The sequence below is a fragment of the Streptomyces sp. NPDC055189 genome, assembly GCF_053606765.1.
Map to the genome: position 1 here is coordinate 251,977 of NZ_JBSGSG010000003.1, position 15,546 is coordinate 267,522.

Here is a 15,546-nt window from a genome sequence, read left to right on the forward strand (position 1 = left end):
CAAATGCTCTCCCTAGTCGTGTGAAAGCCGCGCGTCGGTCTCGAAGGCGGAGAGGGTCGTGTCGTAGTCCGTCTCCACGTCGAACATCGGCGTCATCCAGTGGTAGAAGTTGTCGCCGCGCTCGCGGAGCAGGTCGTAGAGGCGCCGGGTCAACTCCGCGCGGATGTCCCGCATTTCGGGGTGGTCATGGCGGTTGTGCAGCTCGTCGGGGTCCGCGTCGAGGTCGTAGAGCTCGTTGCGGGACTCCGGGTTGATCACCAGCTTGTGGCTTCTGGTGCGCAACATCCGCTGCGGGTAGGGGAAGTGGTGGCCGTGGAACTCGGCGAGGTGGTGCTCGTCCCACCGCGGGTGCTCACCGCGTACGAGGGGCAGCAGGCTGCGGCTGTCCACGGCCGGCTCGGTCTTGCTGCCGGCCAGGTCGAGGATGGTGGCGGTGCAGTCGGTGAGGGAGACGAACTCCTCGCGCACCTGGCCCGGCGGGGCGCCGGGGACCTTCAGCAGGCCGGGGATGCGGTAGATGTCCTCGTACATGGCGGGGCCCTTGTCGTGCAGCCGGTGGGAGCCGGTGAACTCGCCGTGGTCGGCGGTGAAGAAGACCGCCGTCCGCTCGTCGAGGCCAAGGTCGCGTACGGCGTCGAGGATGCGGCCGATCTGCTCGTCGACGAGCGTGACGTAGCCCCAGTAGACGGCGATCAGCTTGCGCGTCTCCTCGAGGGGCATGGTGTCGAAGGCCCACAGCTTGCTGTAGTTCTGCTGGACGGCCGGTTTCGCCGCGAAGGTCTCGCTGACGGAGGCGGGCAGTTCGACCAGGGCGGGGTCGTACATGTCGTAGTAGGCGTCCGGGAGGATGTACGGCAGGTGCGGGCCGAAGAAGTGCGTGGCCAGGAAGAACGGCGCGCCGTCTCCGTGGTCCTCCTGCGCGGCGAAGCGGCGGAGCATCTCGATGGCGCGCGTGGCCAGGTAGTACTCGAAGGTGGCTTCGACGGGCTGGTGGAGGCGGGCGGCCAGGAGGTTGCCGGGGCTGCCGTTGGGTGTGGTGCCGCGCACCAAGTCCGTGATGCGGTACGGGGGCAGGCCGTGCTCGTCCAGATAGGCGAGATAGTCGGGGTGGTCCACGGGGTTGTGCCAGCCGGCCAGGCCGGGGCCCTCGAAGCCGTAGTCGGCGGCGGTGCGCCGCACGCCGCCGTGCCACTTGCCGAGCAGGCCCAGGTTGTAGCCCTCGGAGCGCAGTTGCTCGGAGAAGGTGAACTGGCCCTCGGAGAGGTCCTCCAGATAGCCGACGTTGCGCTCGTAGTTGGCAAGCAGCTTGTGGCGGAAGGGGGCGGCCCCGGTGAGCAGGCTGGCGCGCGCCGGGGTGCAGATCGCGGTGGGGGTGTAGAAGCTGTCGAACCGTGTGCCCTCGCCCGCGAGCCGGTCGAGGTTCGGGGTGTGCGTGTGCGGGTTGCCATACGCGCCCAGGGTGTCCACCCGGTGCTGGTCGGTCATCAGGAAGAGCATGTTGTGGCGCACGAAGGGCCTTTCGGATCGGTCGGTCCGGCTTCCGGCACACATCGACTTCGGCCAGATGCCGTGCGACGCATGCTCCGACCCGGCGATGATTTAAGTCAAGAGTGCGCACATAAATCGCGTCGAGGTACTCCACCAGGCGGGGTTGCCGGTACGTCCGCGCCGTCCACGTCAGCAGATCACGGCGTTTCCCGTGCAGCGTTTCCTGTGACACGGCGTTCATATGAACAATTTGTTTCGACTCATTGACGAAAATACTCGGCGCTCACATGCTGTCCTGCATGCACGAACACGACGGCCCGCTGACGCGGCTCCGACGCAGCCACGAGCAAGCGGTTCTCGAGCTGCTGCGCAAGCACGGTCCGCTCAGCCGCGCCGAGTTGGGCGACCGCAGCGGCCTTTCCCGCACCACGCTCCACGACATCGTCGCCGGGCTCGTGGGCAACGGCTCCGTGGTCACGGGCACCCCGCACGTGGAGGTGCGCAAGCGCGGCCGCCCGGTGGAGAAGCTCAGCCTCAACCCGGCCGCGGGCGAAGCCGTCGGCATCGACTTCGCGCGCCGTGCCGTGCACGTCGCGGCGGTCAACTTCGCCCATGAGGTCATCGGTTCGGCCAGCGAGGCGCATGCCGCCGACCTCTCCTGGCCCGAGCGGATCAACATCGCGGAACGTCTGCTCGCCACGTCGGGCGCCGTCCATCTCGATGCACTGAGCGCGATCGGCGTCGGCGTGGTCGGCCCCATCACCGACCCCGGCAGCGAGAAGGCCCATGCGCAGGGCATCGACGGCCTTCCGGACCTGCTGCGCAAGCGGTTCGGCGTGCCGGTGCTCCTGGACAACAACACCCGTCTCGCGGCGCTCGCCGAAGCGGTATGGGGTGCGGCCGCCGACCGCAGCGACGTGCTCTACCTGCGGTTGTCGCACGGCGTCGGCGGCGGCCTGGTGGTGGGCGGCGCGCTGCACCGCGGCCGCAACGGCCTGTCCGGCGAGTTCGGCCACATCACCGTGGACCCGTCGGGCAGACCGTGCGAATGCGGCGGGACCGGCTGTCTGGAGACACGTGCCTCGCTCGACGCGGTCCTGTACCGCTACCGCGAAGCCGGTGGCGGGGCCGGCGACCTCTCCGGGTTCCTCGACGCCGCCGCTGCCGGCGAACGCGCGGCCCTGGACGTCCTGGAGCGTGTCGGCATCGACATCGGCGGAGTCCTCGCCGCGGTGTGCCAGGCCGTCGGACCCGGCGTCATCGTCGTCGGCGGCGAGCTGGCCGGGGCAGGACCCGCCCTGCTCGAACCGGTCGAACGGGCCCTGCGACAACAGCTGATGCCGATGGCCCGCCAGCACGTGGACGTACGGCGCGCGACGCTCGGCGAGACCGGCAGCGCGCTGGGCGGCATCGCCCTCGTTCTCCATGAATCCCCCCTGCTCTCCCACTACCCGCAGCCCGTCTCCGAGGAGAACGCGTGAAGCCACCAGCGAGGAACCCATGGCTGTGATCACCCCCGTCGACAAGACCGCCGCCGAAGGGCGCAAGGAGCAACCGCGCCGCTCCCGGCACCGGCCCCTGGCCCTCAACGCCGCCGCCGTGGCGGCGGGCATCGGCGTATGGGGCGTCGTGGCCGCCCTGGGCCTGGTCGAGAACCTGCCCACGCCGTCGGCGGTGGCGCAGAAGGCCGGCACCATGATCTCCGACGGCACCCTGGCGTCCGACACGCTCGCCAGCCTGCGCCGTGTCTTCATCGGCTACGCCCTGGGCGTCGCCGTGGCCGTGCCGGTCGGCTTCCTCATGGGCTGGTATCCCGTCGTGCGTGCCCTGGTCGAGCCGTACATCCAGTTCTTCCGCACCATCCCGCCGCTCGCGCTCATCCCGCTGGCGGTCGTGCTGCTCGGGATCGGCGAGGTCCCGAAGATCGCCGTGATCTTCCTGGCCTCGTTCATGGCCTGCGTCCTCTCCTCCTTCCAGGGCGTCATCGACGTCGACAAGACACTGATCAACGCGGCCCGGGTCCTTGGCGCATCGGACCGCACCATCTTCGCCAAGGTGGTCGTCCCCGCCTCCACCCCCTTCATCCTCGTCGGCATGCGCATCGGCCTCGGGGCGTCCTGGGCCACCGTGGTCGCCGCCGAACTCATCGGCGCCCAGGAGGGGTTGGGCTACCGGATGCAGAAGGCGTCCACCTGGTTCGAAATGGACACGATCTTCGTGTCCCTGATCACGATCGGCGTGCTCGGGCTCATCATGGACCGGCTCCTGCTGCTGGCCGAGCGACGCCTCACCGGCTGGCAGGAGCGACGATGAACAGCAAGATCAGTTTCCGCGACGTGGTGAAGACCTTCCCGCTCAAGGGTGCGGCCTTCACCGCCCTCGACGGGGTGAGCCTGGACATCGCGGACCAGGAGTTCGTCACCGTCGTGGGCCCCTCGGGCTGCGGCAAGTCCACCCTGATGAGCATGGCCGCGGGGCTGCAGGAGCCCGACTCGGGCAGCGTCCTGGTCGACGGCACGCCCGTCTGCGGACCCGGCCCCGACCGCGGGGTCATCTTCCAGCAGTACGCCCTGTTCCCCTGGCTGACCGTACGGCAGAACGTGGAGTTCGGGCTCAAGCTCGCCTCCGTGCCCGCCGCGGAGCGACGCCTGCGCACCGATCAGGCCATCGGCCTCGTCGGCCTGAGCGACTTCGCCGACGCCCTGCCCAAGACGCTGTCCGGCGGGATGAAGCAGCGCTGCGCCATCGCCCGCGCGTACGCGGTCGACCCCCAAGTGCTCCTGATGGACGAGCCGTTCGGGGCGCTCGACGCCCTGACCCGGGTGCAGCTGCAGGACCAGCTCCTGCAGACCTGGAGCCAGGACAAGCGCACCGTCCTGTTCATCACCCACGACGTGGACGAGGCGGTCTATCTCGCGAGCCGGGTCGTCGTCATGGCCGCGAGGCCCGGCCGCATCCACCGCGTCATCGACGTCGATCTGCCCTACCCCCGCACCGAGGAGATCCGGCTCTCCCCCGAGTTCCGGCGCATCCGCAACGAGGTGTGGACCTCCGTGTACCACCAGGAAGCCCCGCCCACAGCAGCCTGATTGCCTGTCACCTCCCGCCTCCCCCCACGGCACTTCGCAGAACCAACCCGTGCACCACCCCGAGAGGACCTCCCGCATGCCCAGAAGGCCGATCAGGCGCGCCGCCGTCGCGCTGCCCGTCGCGTTCATGCTCTCGCTCACCGCCAGTGCCTGCTCCAACAGCGCGTCCGAGGACAACAACACGGTCCGCTTCGGCTACATCGGCGACTACAACGGCGCCAGTCTCCTCGCGATCGCCGAGAAACAGGGGCTGTGGAAGAAGGCGGGCCTGACCGCGACGGTGAAGTCGTTCAACAACGGTCCCGTGCAGGTCCAGGCCCTGAGCGCCGGCAACCTCGACTACGGCTACATCGGCCCCGGCGCGATGTGGCTGCCCGCCTCCGGCAAGACCAAGGTCGTCGCCGTCAACACCCTCACCTACGCCGACCGCGTCATCGGCCAGCCCGGCATCAAGTCCATGAAGGACCTCAAGGGCAAGCGGGTCGGCGTGCCCGAGGGCACCTCCGGCGACATGGTCCTCAACATCGCCCTGGCGAAGGCCGGGATGACGACGAAGGACATCGAGAAGGTCAACATGGACCCGTCCACCATCGTCTCCGCCTTCTCCTCCGGAAAGATCGACGGTGCCGGCTTCTTCTACCCCGCCATCGACACCATCAGGAAGAAGGTCCCCGGTCTCGAGGAGATAGCCAGCACCAAGGACACCGGGGACTCCTTCCCCACCGCGTTCGTCGCCGGCAACAAGGTGCCCGAGGGGAAGAACAGCAAGGTCATCAAGGTGCTCCAGCAGGCCAACGACTGGCGCAAGGAGCACCCCGGGGAAACCATCGCGCTCACGGCCGAGATGCTCGAGGTCACCGAGGCCCAGGCCAAGGCCGACGCCTCGCACGTCCAGCCCCTCTCCACCAAGGACCTGGCCGCCAAGACCAAGAACGGCGAGGTCGACAAGTGGCTGAAGTCGCTGGGTGACTTCTTCGTCCGCAACAAGCAGCTGGACGAGAACCCGGACCCCGGTGAGTACTACACGGGCGACCTCTACACGAAGGCGTACAGCGAGTAGCGCCGTACCGGGCACCGAACGGCATCCCGCCCCTGCCGTCAGCGCGCCGGCACGTCCGGGCGGCGCAGCAGGCGCAGCTGCAGCATCAGTGCGAAGCGCACGTCGGGGTCGGTGAGGTCGCTCCCGGCGACTTCGGTGGCACGGCGCAGGCGGTAGCGGAAGGTGTTCTGGTGGACGTACATCGCTTCGGAGGCGGCCGGGACGTCGCCGAGGGCGTTGAGCCAGGCGCTGAGGGTGTCGACCAGTTGGGAGTCGTGCTGCTTGTCGTAGGCGAGCAGCCGGGCCAGGGGCCCGGTCGGCGGATCGCCTCGCTCGGCCGCGAGGTCGGCGAGGTCGAGGAGGAGCGCCTCGACATGGACGTCCGAGATGCGGGCGAGCTGCCGGGGGCTCTTGTTGGTGCGCAGGACGCGCAGTGCCCGGTCGGCTCCTTGCCGGGAGCGGGCGAGCGCGCCGCCGTCCCGGGCCGTGGGGCCGATGCCGATCAGCGGTGTCAGGCGGTCACCGATGCGCGTGAGGAAGTCGGTGCCGATACGGGCCGCCCTCTCCTCCGCGTCCGCCTGATGGTGCGGCACGGGGAGGATGCCGTAGGCGACATCGCCGATGAGCGCCGTGGCGGCGCGGGCGTGGATGGCGGAGAGGTGCATGGCGAAGGCGTCGCCCAGGCGCTGGCGTTCGGCCGTGTGCTGGGCGTGCAGGTCGGTCGAGTCGGTCAGCTCGGGAGGGTCCGGCACGGCCAGGGCCAGGACGACGCCCGCGTAGTCGGTCAGGCCGAGGCGGCCCAGAGCCTCGGCGGCTCCGGGGCCGCCTTCCAGCGCGGTGGAGACCAGGTCGGCCCGGAGCCGGCGCTCGACGTCGGCGCCGGCCCGCAGGCGCAGCATGTGCAGGGCCACCAGTTTGGCCGCGTCGTGCAGCGCCCGGCCGCGCTGCGCGGTGAGCGGGGTGCGGACGGCGGCCCAGATGGACCCGAGGACTTCGTCCCCGGCGCGCACCGCGATCGCGGCCCGCGGGATGTGGAAGCCGTCGGGCCCCGGCGGGGAGACGTGCACCGGCTGGTCGCTGCGGTACAGGGACCGGAAGATCCCGCGGTCTTCGAGCAGGCGGGTGAAGCGTTCGGGCACCTGCCGGCCCAGGACGGTCTCCACGCGGGAGGGGTCGGCCTCGTCCTGGCGGCCCGAGAAGGCAAGGACGCGGGAGCTGCGGTCCTCGATGGTGACGGGGGCGTCGAGCAGCGCGGCCACCGCGTTGGCCACCGCGAACAGGTCGCCGGACGGGGTGCCGCCCAGCGTCTGCGGCCCCGCCTCGCCGATGTCTCCGTCCGCGAGCAGCGAGCGCAACAGCGCGGCGAGTTGGGCCCAGGAGGCGCCGCGGGTCAGTGCGAGCAGCGCCACCCCGGATCTCTGGGCCGCCGCGGTGACCGCCGCGTCGGTCTGCACCGGGGCGCGGACCACCAGCGCCGCCGCGCCGGCGTCGCCGAGGTCGGTGAGCAGCCGGGCGGTCTCCTGCGCCCCTTGGACGCCGATGCCGAGCACCAGCGCCTGGCGGGGCAGCACCGGGTCGTCCAACGGATCGTGGATGACGACCCCGCCGATTTCGTCCGCCGTGTCCGGGTCGCCGCACACGAGGTCCAGCAGGGTGGTGCCGAGATCTTCGAGGACCCGCCTGAGACTGGCCCGCGGCTGTGTGTTCACGGTGCCTCGTACCCCCGTCCCTCGTGCGGTGCATGCGCCCGGCCGTGTTGCCGGTTCACGTCAGGACACCTTCGGGGTGGCGCGGACGCCGGTGTGCAGGTAGGGCTCGCCGGTCGGGAGCGCGTAGAAGGTCACGGGGGTCCATGACCCGCTGCCGGGCAGCCGCATGACGAACAGGTCCTCCGACACGGGGACCAGGTCGGCCTCCTGCACCGTTTCGGGGACCAGATCGGCGAGCGGACCCGTCACCGTGTGGCGCAGTCGCGGCCCGTCGGCGCCCTGAAGGATCTCTATGCGGGCCCCTGCCCGCTCGTACCGCCCCGTGTGGCGACCGGCGTCCACCGTCACCGGCCGGGCCGGTGGCCGCAGCGGCTGCGGCATGGTGACCCCGGCCAGCTCGTCGAAGATCTCCCGGTAGAGCTCCAGGTACAGGTCGTGGGCGGCCCCTCCGTTGGTGAGGAGGGTGACGGCGAGGTTCTGCTCGGGCAGCAGGCGCAGGAAGGCCGACTGGCCGATGGTGTTGCCGTCGTGCCCGATGACCTGATGGCCGTCCCAGTCGAAGCGGATCCAGCCGAGTCCCCAGGAGTCCCCGAGGGAGTGCACGTCCGGCAGGCCGACGTGCCGCTCGGTCATCGCGGACGCCGCCTGCGGCGACAGGACGCGGGTCTCGTCGGCGGTGCTGCCGCCGGCGAGGTGCATACGGGAGAAGGCCAGGACGTCGGCGGCCGAAGCGGTGATCAGTCCGGCCGGTCCGGCCGAGCGGGGCAGGCACCACACGGGGGCCGGCTGCGGGTCCTGATCGCCTTGGGCGGCGTGTCCCATCGCGGTGCGGAAGCGCAGCGCCTCCTCCGGCAGCGTGACGGTGTGCGCGAGGCCCAAGGGGGTGCAGAGCCGCTCCTTGAGGGCGCTGTCCCAGCTCATGCCGGTGAGCTTCTCGATGATCCGCCCGGCGAGCACGAAGCCCGAGTTGCAGTACGAGAACGTCGCCCCCGGCGGATGATTCCGCGCCGCCGTGCCCAGTTGGCCGACGTACTCCTCGAGGCAGTCGTCGCCGCGGCCGGTGTCGGTGAAGATGTCGCCGTCGATGCCGCTGGTGTGCGTGAGCAGATGCCGTACGGTCACCTGCTGCGCCGACTCGGGGTCGGAAAGACGAAGCTCCGGAAGGACGTCGGTGACCGGCGTGTCGAGGTCGAGTTTCCCCTCGTCGACGAGCTGCATGATCAGGGTGGCGGTCCACACCTTGGTGATGGACCCGATCTGGAAGAGCGAGTCCTCGGTGGCCTGCACGCCGGTGCCCTTGTGGAGCACACCGCAGGCCGTCAGGACCAGGTCGTCGCCGCGGGAGATGCCGAGGACCGCGCCCGGCACCCGGTGCCGGGCCGCCAGCTCACCGAGCCGGCGCTCCCAGTGCGCGGCGTCCAGCGGGGCACGGGCCGGGCGGCCGGGCTCCCCGGCGTGGCGCTCCACCCAGTCGACGATGCGGCGGGTGAAGTCGGCCCGGTGCGAGGGCGGTCCGTCGAGCAGGAACAGGTGCGAACCGCCCGGATAGAGCACCAGACGTGTGGGCACGCCCTGCTCCCGCAGTGCGGTGAACCACTGCTCGGCCTGCCCGACCGGGCAGCGCTCGTCGGCCGCTGCGTGCAGCACCAGCGTAGGAGTGCGGACCTGCTCCACCCGTGTGTACGGGGAGAGTTCGGCGTAGCGCTCGCGGTGCTGCCACGGCGTGCCGCCCAGTTCGTGCGCGGCCAGCAGGTGGGCCTCGTCGCTGGTGCCGAACATGCTGGTGAGATCGCTGACCACGCCACCGGCGACGGCGGCGGCGAACCGGTCGTCACGGCTGGTCAGACAGCAGGTCATGAAGCCGCCGTAGCTGTAGCCGGCCACCGCCAACCGCTGCGGGTCCGCGATCCCTTCGGCGACCAGAGCGTCCAGGGGTTCCAGGAAGTCCGGCGCGTCGGCCGCGCCCCAGGCGCCGCGCGCCGCGGTGAAGAACGCCTCGCCGTAGCCGTCGCTGCCGCGCGGGTTGAGCAGCAGCACCGACCAGCCGCGTGCCGCAAGGATCTGGTGGTAGAGGTGGAAGGGATCGGCCGCCCCGTTCCAGGCGTTGTGCGGGCCGCCGTGGATGTCGAGCAGCAGCGGCGCGGGGCCGGTGGCGGCCGGGTCGCGCAGCAGCCACCCGTGCACCGTGGTGCCGTCGGAGACGGTGAACTCCCGCTCCTGCGGCGCCAGCGGCTCCACATCTCCCAGATCCGCGCCGTGCCGGGTGAGTGTCTGCTCGCGGCCGGTGGACAGCTCGACGGTCGCGATCTCGCCGTACGAGGCGGGGGTCGCCACCACGAAGGCGGCGGTGTCGCCGACGGCGGACAGGCCGGAGACGACCCGGCCCGCGCCGCCGACCAGCGCACGGGGCTCACCGCCGTCAGCGTTCATCGCGTAGAGGTGTGTGCAGCCGCGTTCGCGCAGGCAGAACAGCACCGCCCTGCCGTCGTCGGCCGGGCGGGGCAGCGCGCCCGGATAGCCGGGGCCGCCGGGCATCACGTTGCGGTCGAGTCCGGCGGTGAGGTCGACCGTCGCCCCGCCGTCCAGCGGTACGCGCAGCACGCTCGCATGGCCGAGTGCGGTGTCGGTGCGGCCGACGACCAGGAGTGCGTCGCCGTCGGCGGTCCAGTTGACGGCGTACGCGGCGCCTTCGCCGGTGCCGACGAGGCGCGGTTCGGCGCCGGGGGCCAGGCAGTCCACGACGTACGCCTCCGAGCGCAGCGTCAGGTCGGCATCGGCGCCGCGTGCCGCGCGGAAGGCGAGGCTGCGCCCGTCCGGCGACCAGGCCGGGTCCCCCGCGTGCCAGTCGCCCCGGGTGACCTGGCGCGCGTCACGGCTGTCGAGGTCCACGACGTGCAGGTGGCTGCGGACCGGGCCGAAGAGACCGCGGCCGTCGGCCTTGTAGCCGATGCGGTCCGCCACGACGGGCGCCTGGACCGTTGCGGCAGCCGCCGTGTCGTGGCCGCCGCCGACCGGGGCGGGGAAGGCTATCGCGGTGCCGTCCGGGCTCCAGACCGGCGCCCCGGCGCCCGCCGGAAGCTTCGTCAGCGCCTCGGGTTCGCCCCCTTCGGCGGGCAGCAGCCACAGCTGCGCCGGGCCGTCGCCGCCGCGCAGGAACGCGATCCACCGGCCGTCGGGCGACCATGCGGGCGCGGTGTCCGCGGGGCCGCGGGTGAGCCGCCGCGCCGCGCCGCCGCCGGTCGGCACGGTCCACAACGCGCGGTCCTCGCGGTCGTGTTCGCGGTCCGCGGTGCGCAGCACGTAGGCGATGCGCGTGCCGTCCGGGGACAGCGCGGGCTGTTCCGGCAGTGCGATGGCGTAGAGGTCGTCGAGGGCCGGGCGTCGCGTCACGGTGTGCTGTCTCCTCGCGGACGGGGCGGGTGGGGGTGGGGTGCCACCTCCGTGGCATGCGAACCGATGATGTCCGGAAAGGTAGGGCAGCACCAGGGGCAACTCTTCGTCGTCCCCGACAAGGTGGAGAGGCCTGATTCATCGGTGCTGACGAACGCGACGGCACAAAGAGGCGCCCGACGGGGCCGATGCCCGTCAGGCGCCTGTCTTCGATGCTCGGCGCGGTGTTCAGCCGTTGAAGCTGTCCGGGTCGGGTCCGGTGCGCTCGTCGCGGTTCAGTGCGGAGATCTCACCGATGTCGCCCTCGCTGAGTTCGAAGTCGAAGATGTCGAAGTTCTGCTCGATGCGCTTCTGGGTCACCGACTTGGGGAAGACGATGTCGCCGCGCTGGATGTGCCAGCGCAGGGTGACCTGGGCGGCCGACTTGCCCTCCCGCTGCGCGATGCGGTTGATGGTCGGGTCGTCGAGGACCTTGCCCTGCGCGATGGGCGACCAGGCCTCGGTGGCGATGTCGTGTTCGGCGCCGAAGGCCCTGACGTCGTCCTGCGTGAGGTAGGGGTGCACCTCGATCTGGTTGACCGCGGGCACCACGTCGCTGTTCTGCAGCAGCCGGCGCAGGTGGTGGGGCTGGAAGTTGGAGACTCCGATGGACTTGGCCCGGCCGGAGCGGTAGATCTCCTCCAGGGCCTTCCAGGTCTCCACGAAGTCGCCCTTGCCGGGCAGCGGCCAGTGGATGAGGAAGAGGTCCAGGTAGTCGAGCCCCAGCTCGTCCATGGTGCGGTCGAACGCCTTGAGTGCGTCGTCGTGCGCATGGGCGCCGTTGTTGAGCTTGCTGGTCACGAAGATGTCGGCGCGGTCGATGCCGGAGTCGCGGACCGCCTCACCGACCTCCTTCTCGTTGCCGTACATTTCCGCCGTGTCGATGTGCCGGTAGCCGACTTCCAGCGCGGCCAGCGTCGTCTCGCGCGTCTCCTCCGGCTCGATCTGGAAGGTGCCGAACCCGAGCTGGGGGATCTGCACCGCGTTGTTGAGGGTGATGGCGGGTACTGCGCTCACGATGGCTCCTTGTGTTGCCGTTTTCCGTATTGCCGAGTTGCTGGTTTCGCGGCAGCGGGAGGTCTGTCGGGTCTGCTCTCCGCTCGCCTCGGACGCAAAACACACCTATGGTCAGCTTTTGTCCTGCCGCGCATGCCCGGGACGCCGACGGGTCGTTCAGCCGGCGATTCCGCTCAGCTTCGCGTCGGGCGGCAGGACGCGCACGAGCTTGCGGTTCACGAATTCCTGCATGCCGAGCTTCGAGAGCTCACGGCCGTAGCCGGACCTCTTGATGCCGCCGAAGGGCAGATCGGGCTGGGTCGATGTCGGGTGGTTCACCCAGACCATGCCGGTCTCCACGCGCTCCGCCACCCGGCGGCCGCGCTCCACGTCCCCACAGAACACGGATCCACCCAGACCGTACTGGCTGTCGTTGGCCAGGGCGATGGCCTCGTCCTCGTCGGCGACGCGGTAGATGACCGCGGCGGGGCCGAAGAGCTCCTCGGCGTAGGCACGCATGCCCGGCTTGACGCCGGTGATGATGGTGGGTTCGACGAAGGCGCCCTCGCGGTCGATCCGGTGGCCGCCGGTGACCAGTTCCGCGCCCTGGTCCACCGTCTCGCGGATCTGGTCGGCCAGGTCCGCTGCCGCCCACTCGGAGGAGAGCGGACCCAGCGTGGTCGCCTCGTCCGCGGGGTCGCCGGGCCGCAGCTCCTCGAACTTGCGGCGCATCCCCTCGACGAAGTCGTCGTACACGTCCTCAAGGACGATGAATCGTTTCGAGGCCACGCAGCTCTGTCCGGTGTTGGCCATCCGGCCCGCCACCGCGGCCCCGATCGTGCGATCGAGGTTTTCGCGGTCGAGGACGATGAAGACGTCGCTGCCGCCGAGCTCGAGCAGGCTGGGCTTCATGTTCCGTCCGGCCCGTTCGGCGACCTTGGATCCTGCCCCTTCGCTGCCGGTCAGTGAGGCTCCGCGGACGACCGGGCTGTCGATGATGCGCGAGATCTCGTCGTGGCTCACGAACAGGTTCGTGTAGACGCCCTCGGGCGCCTGCGCGTCACGGAAGAGCTTCTCCAGGGCCAGTGCGGACTGCGGGCAGATGCCGGCGTGCTTGACCAGCACGGTGTTGCCGAGGAGCAGGTTCGGTCCCGCGAAACGGACCACCTGGTAGAGCGGGAAGTTCCACGGCATGACGCCGAGCAGGACACCGAGGGGCTCGTTGACCAGGTACGCCTCCCCCTCCTTGACGTCGAGCGGTTCGGGGGCGGCGAACTCCGGCCCGTGCTTCGCGTAGTACTCCAGGATCGAGGCGGCGAGATCCACCTCCCCGCGCGCCTCGGAGATGAGCTTGCCCATCTCCAGCGTGATGAGCTGGGCCAGCTCTTCCTTGCGTTCCTTCATCAGGCCAGCCGCGCGTGCGACGACGGCGGCGCGATCCTCGACGGGCCGCTTCCGCCATGCGTCGAACGCCCGGCCCGTGGTCTCCAGCGCCGCGTCGACCTTTTCGCCCTCGATTTCCGGGAACTCCTTGAGGGTCTCTCCCGTGTAGGGGCTCACGGTCGCAAACGAACTCTTGCGCTGATCTGACATGAACTCTCCAGAGCGAGGGGTGAGCGGTGACGGGTGAGGGCGCGGGGCGGAACGATGCGTTCCGGCCCCTGTCCGGGGTACCCGACACCTCAGGGCGCAAACCGTTCATACATCCAAAAAAGGTGCGTATGTTCGCCGCAGGAGCCACACGCGTGCCGCACCCGGCGGAAGCCTCACCTCACCCGCGTGCACCCGCCCTGACCGCGGGCCCCACATGAATGCGCAGGTCACCGAACCGATGGGACGGCCAGCCGCGCGCGAACTCCGGCGGCCCGTCCGGCACCCCGGCGATGGCGGCCGTCGGCGTGTGCCGCGCCGTCCGCAGGAGGTCCGCACGGGTGGTGCTCGCGTTGTGCCCGTACGTCTGGGCGGAGGAGCACCCGGCGTAGAAGGCGATCGGCAGGGCCTCATGCCCGGTCACCACGCACGGCGGCCGCACACCGAGGCGGTGGAGCTCGGAGGCCGTGCGCGCCCATTGCTGCCGGCCGGCGGTGGAGCGGTCCACCGTGTCCTGGAGCACCGCGTACTGCACGGCCAGGTGACCGGCGAGGACGAGCGCCACCGCGGTCACGACCACCGGCCGCCACGCCGCCCAGCGCGAGGTCGTGACCAGGTGCACCAGGGCGTCGGCGACCGGGATGGCGAGCAGTGCGTAGAAGGGGAGCAGGAAGCGCGGCGCCGCGTATCCGATCATGAAGAGGTAGGGGATGCTCGCGGTCGTGGCGCAGGCCAGCGGCAGGAGTGTGCCCGCGGCGCGCCGACCCCTGACCGCGACGACAAGACCGAGTGCGGCGAGCAGCGGCAGGGCGAACCACCACGCGATCAGCTCCGGCGCGGGCAGCGCGGCGGTGCACGGGCGGCACAGGGTCTGGCCGCGCAGGCTGCGCAGCTGATCGAGGACGGCGATGTTCCAGCCGAGGCCACCCTGGATCCGGGAGGCATCGGCAAGGCGGGTGCCGAGACCCCCGAAACTGACGTACGCCTCGACGACCCACCCGAGCGCCCCCGCCCCAAGACCCACGGCAAGCGCCGCAAAGGATCGCGGCTGCCGCCACCGGCGGACGCAGACCAGCAGGACCGCCATCGGGACGATCACCCAGACGGCGTCGGCGGGCCGCATCCACGCCATCAGCGCCGCGCTCGCGCCCAGGCCCCACAGCGCGGCCCGGTCGCGGCGGTCCGCCCGGGCGCGCAGGAAGCAGCCGACGCCCGCGAGGGCGCCGATCGCGACCCAGTAGTTGGGCATGACCTCCGGGCCGTAGAAAACGGTCACCCAGAGCGTGGCGAACAGGGCACCCGCGAGGGCGAGGACCCGTACGGGGAACAGCCCGCGCCAGACACGCAGCGCCAGGAAGAGGCCGAGGCCGGACAGCACGGCGAGATAGACCCGCAGCAGCTCGGTGGACGACGACCACGAGGCGACCGGCGCGACCAGCAGGGAGATGCCGCGCGCACGGGGTGCGCTGAAGAACGCCGCGGGAGTGTGGCCGCTGACCTGACTGACATACACCGCCTCGTCCCAGCCGAGACCCATTCCGGGCCGCACGAGGGCCAGTTGGGCCAGCGTGAAGGCCACCGCCACGGCAGCAAGCCAGGCCTGGCTTCCGGTGCGTCGCGGGGCGCGCACGACCGGCGTCCGGCTGCGGCGTTCCGTCACGACGAGCGGGGCGTTCAAGGTCTTGGCCATCGCGCGCCTTTCCCCCTGCGGGCTCGCAGGGCTCCTCTTCCGGCTGCCGAGCACAGACCGGAAGTCTTATTTCACTACAAATGTGGACAAATTACCCTGCACCACGCGAGAGCGCGGGGCGGAGATTCCGGAGCCGGTGCGCGTGTCGTACGGGACACACGGGGCCGGCGTGGTTTGCGCGGGTGAAAAGTGGCAAGGCGCCCCGGAGTTGACACAGGGGGTGCAAGATGTTTCCCAATCCGGGACAGAACGGCCAGTGGGTCCGCACACGCACGGAGGCCGACGCGAAGGCCTTCATCGAGGAGAAGCTCGCAGATCAGGAACGCTCCATGCACACGGGCACCGGCACACTGATCCTGACGGGCGTGGTCGTACTGCTCCTCGTCGCCGCGGTTCTGTACACCTGGCTGGGCTGACCGCGCCGACCCGCGTCGGCCGCTCGGCCACCCCGTAGAACACAAGTGGTACGGCTCGATCCGTACCCGGATGCCACACGACCCTGCCGCCCCGGTGCAC

The 15,546-nt window shown here is 70.7% G+C and carries 11 protein-coding genes; 5 read left to right on the forward strand and 6 right to left on the reverse strand.

Annotated elements, in window-relative coordinates:
• Positions 1–12 precede the first annotated feature (12 nt).
• Complete coding sequence (locus tag ACWFR3_RS04275) at positions 13–1,497, reverse strand: sulfatase-like hydrolase/transferase (RefSeq protein ID WP_453733022.1); 1,485 nt, start codon at positions 1,495–1,497, stop codon at positions 13–15.
• A gap of 278 nt (positions 1,498–1,775) precedes the next feature.
• Between ACWFR3_RS04275 and ACWFR3_RS04280 the strand changes: the two genes are divergently transcribed.
• The 4 genes from ACWFR3_RS04280 to ACWFR3_RS04295 all read left to right on the forward strand — a co-directional run bounded on the left by ACWFR3_RS04280 (position 1,776) and on the right by ACWFR3_RS04295 (position 5,637).
• The gene (locus ACWFR3_RS04280; RefSeq protein ID WP_453733005.1) at positions 1,776–2,969 is read left to right on the forward strand and encodes an ROK family protein; all 1,194 of its coding nucleotides are present in this window, start codon (positions 1,776–1,778) and stop codon (positions 2,967–2,969) included.
• A gap of 19 nt (positions 2,970–2,988) precedes the next feature.
• Positions 2,989–3,801 (forward strand): ABC transporter permease, encoded by an 813-nt coding sequence (locus tag ACWFR3_RS04285; protein WP_453733006.1) that lies wholly within the window; start codon positions 2,989–2,991, stop codon positions 3,799–3,801.
• Positions 3,798–4,577, forward strand: coding sequence for an ABC transporter ATP-binding protein (locus tag ACWFR3_RS04290; protein ID WP_453733007.1), 780 nt, complete (start codon positions 3,798–3,800; stop codon positions 4,575–4,577). The genes ACWFR3_RS04285 and ACWFR3_RS04290 overlap by 4 nt, the downstream gene beginning before the upstream one ends.
• Positions 4,578–4,653: 76 nt before the next feature.
• Positions 4,654–5,637, forward strand: coding sequence for an aliphatic sulfonate ABC transporter substrate-binding protein (locus tag ACWFR3_RS04295; RefSeq protein WP_453733008.1), 984 nt, complete (start codon positions 4,654–4,656; stop codon positions 5,635–5,637).
• 38 nt (positions 5,638–5,675) lie between these two features.
• Here the strand turns inward: ACWFR3_RS04295 and ACWFR3_RS04300 are convergent, their stop codons facing one another.
• The 5 genes from ACWFR3_RS04300 to ACWFR3_RS04320 form a co-directional block, all read right to left on the reverse strand.
• Complete coding sequence (locus ACWFR3_RS04300) at positions 5,676–7,325, reverse strand: PucR family transcriptional regulator (RefSeq protein ID WP_453733009.1); 1,650 nt, start codon at positions 7,323–7,325, stop codon at positions 5,676–5,678.
• 60 nt (positions 7,326–7,385) lie between these two features.
• On the reverse strand, positions 7,386–10,715 hold the full coding sequence (locus ACWFR3_RS04305; RefSeq protein WP_453733010.1) for a serine hydrolase: 3,330 nt from the start codon (positions 10,713–10,715) through the stop codon (positions 7,386–7,388).
• Between the two features lie 228 nt (positions 10,716–10,943).
• The gene (locus ACWFR3_RS04310) at positions 10,944–11,771 is read right to left on the reverse strand and encodes an aldo/keto reductase (protein ID WP_453733011.1); all 828 of its coding nucleotides are present in this window, start codon (positions 11,769–11,771) and stop codon (positions 10,944–10,946) included.
• Positions 11,772–11,927: 156 nt separating this feature from the next.
• Complete coding sequence (locus ACWFR3_RS04315; protein WP_453733012.1) at positions 11,928–13,343, reverse strand: NAD-dependent succinate-semialdehyde dehydrogenase; 1,416 nt, start codon at positions 13,341–13,343, stop codon at positions 11,928–11,930.
• Positions 13,344–13,521: 178 nt separating this feature from the next.
• Positions 13,522–15,030 (reverse strand): hypothetical protein, encoded by a 1,509-nt coding sequence (locus ACWFR3_RS04320; protein ID WP_453733013.1) that lies wholly within the window; start codon positions 15,028–15,030, stop codon positions 13,522–13,524.
• A gap of 227 nt (positions 15,031–15,257) precedes the next feature.
• Between ACWFR3_RS04320 and ACWFR3_RS04325 the strand changes: the two genes are divergently transcribed.
• The gene (locus ACWFR3_RS04325; RefSeq protein ID WP_453733014.1) at positions 15,258–15,446 is read left to right on the forward strand and encodes a hypothetical protein; all 189 of its coding nucleotides are present in this window, start codon (positions 15,258–15,260) and stop codon (positions 15,444–15,446) included.
• The last annotated feature ends 100 nt before the right edge of the window (positions 15,447–15,546 follow it).

What these genes read in the sequence shown, in the direction of transcription:
- ACWFR3_RS04325 (WP_453733014.1), top strand. Translation starts at nt 15,258, where the DNA reads ATGTTTCCCAATCCGGGACAGAACGGCCAGTGGGTCCGCACACGCACG.
- ACWFR3_RS04275 (WP_453733022.1), bottom strand. Translation starts at nt 1,497, where the DNA reads ATGCTCTTCCTGATGACCGACCAGCACCGGGTGGACACCCTGGGCGCG.
- ACWFR3_RS04315 (WP_453733012.1), bottom strand. Translation starts at nt 13,343, where the DNA reads ATGTCAGATCAGCGCAAGAGTTCGTTTGCGACCGTGAGCCCCTACACG.
- ACWFR3_RS04320 (WP_453733013.1), bottom strand. Translation starts at nt 15,030, where the DNA reads ATGGCCAAGACCTTGAACGCCCCGCTCGTCGTGACGGAACGCCGCAGC.
- ACWFR3_RS04285 (WP_453733006.1), top strand. Translation starts at nt 2,989, where the DNA reads ATGGCTGTGATCACCCCCGTCGACAAGACCGCCGCCGAAGGGCGCAAG.
- ACWFR3_RS04295 (WP_453733008.1), top strand. Translation starts at nt 4,654, where the DNA reads ATGCCCAGAAGGCCGATCAGGCGCGCCGCCGTCGCGCTGCCCGTCGCG.
- ACWFR3_RS04280 (WP_453733005.1), top strand. Translation starts at nt 1,776, where the DNA reads ATGCTGTCCTGCATGCACGAACACGACGGCCCGCTGACGCGGCTCCGA.
- ACWFR3_RS04290 (WP_453733007.1), top strand. Translation starts at nt 3,798, where the DNA reads ATGAACAGCAAGATCAGTTTCCGCGACGTGGTGAAGACCTTCCCGCTC.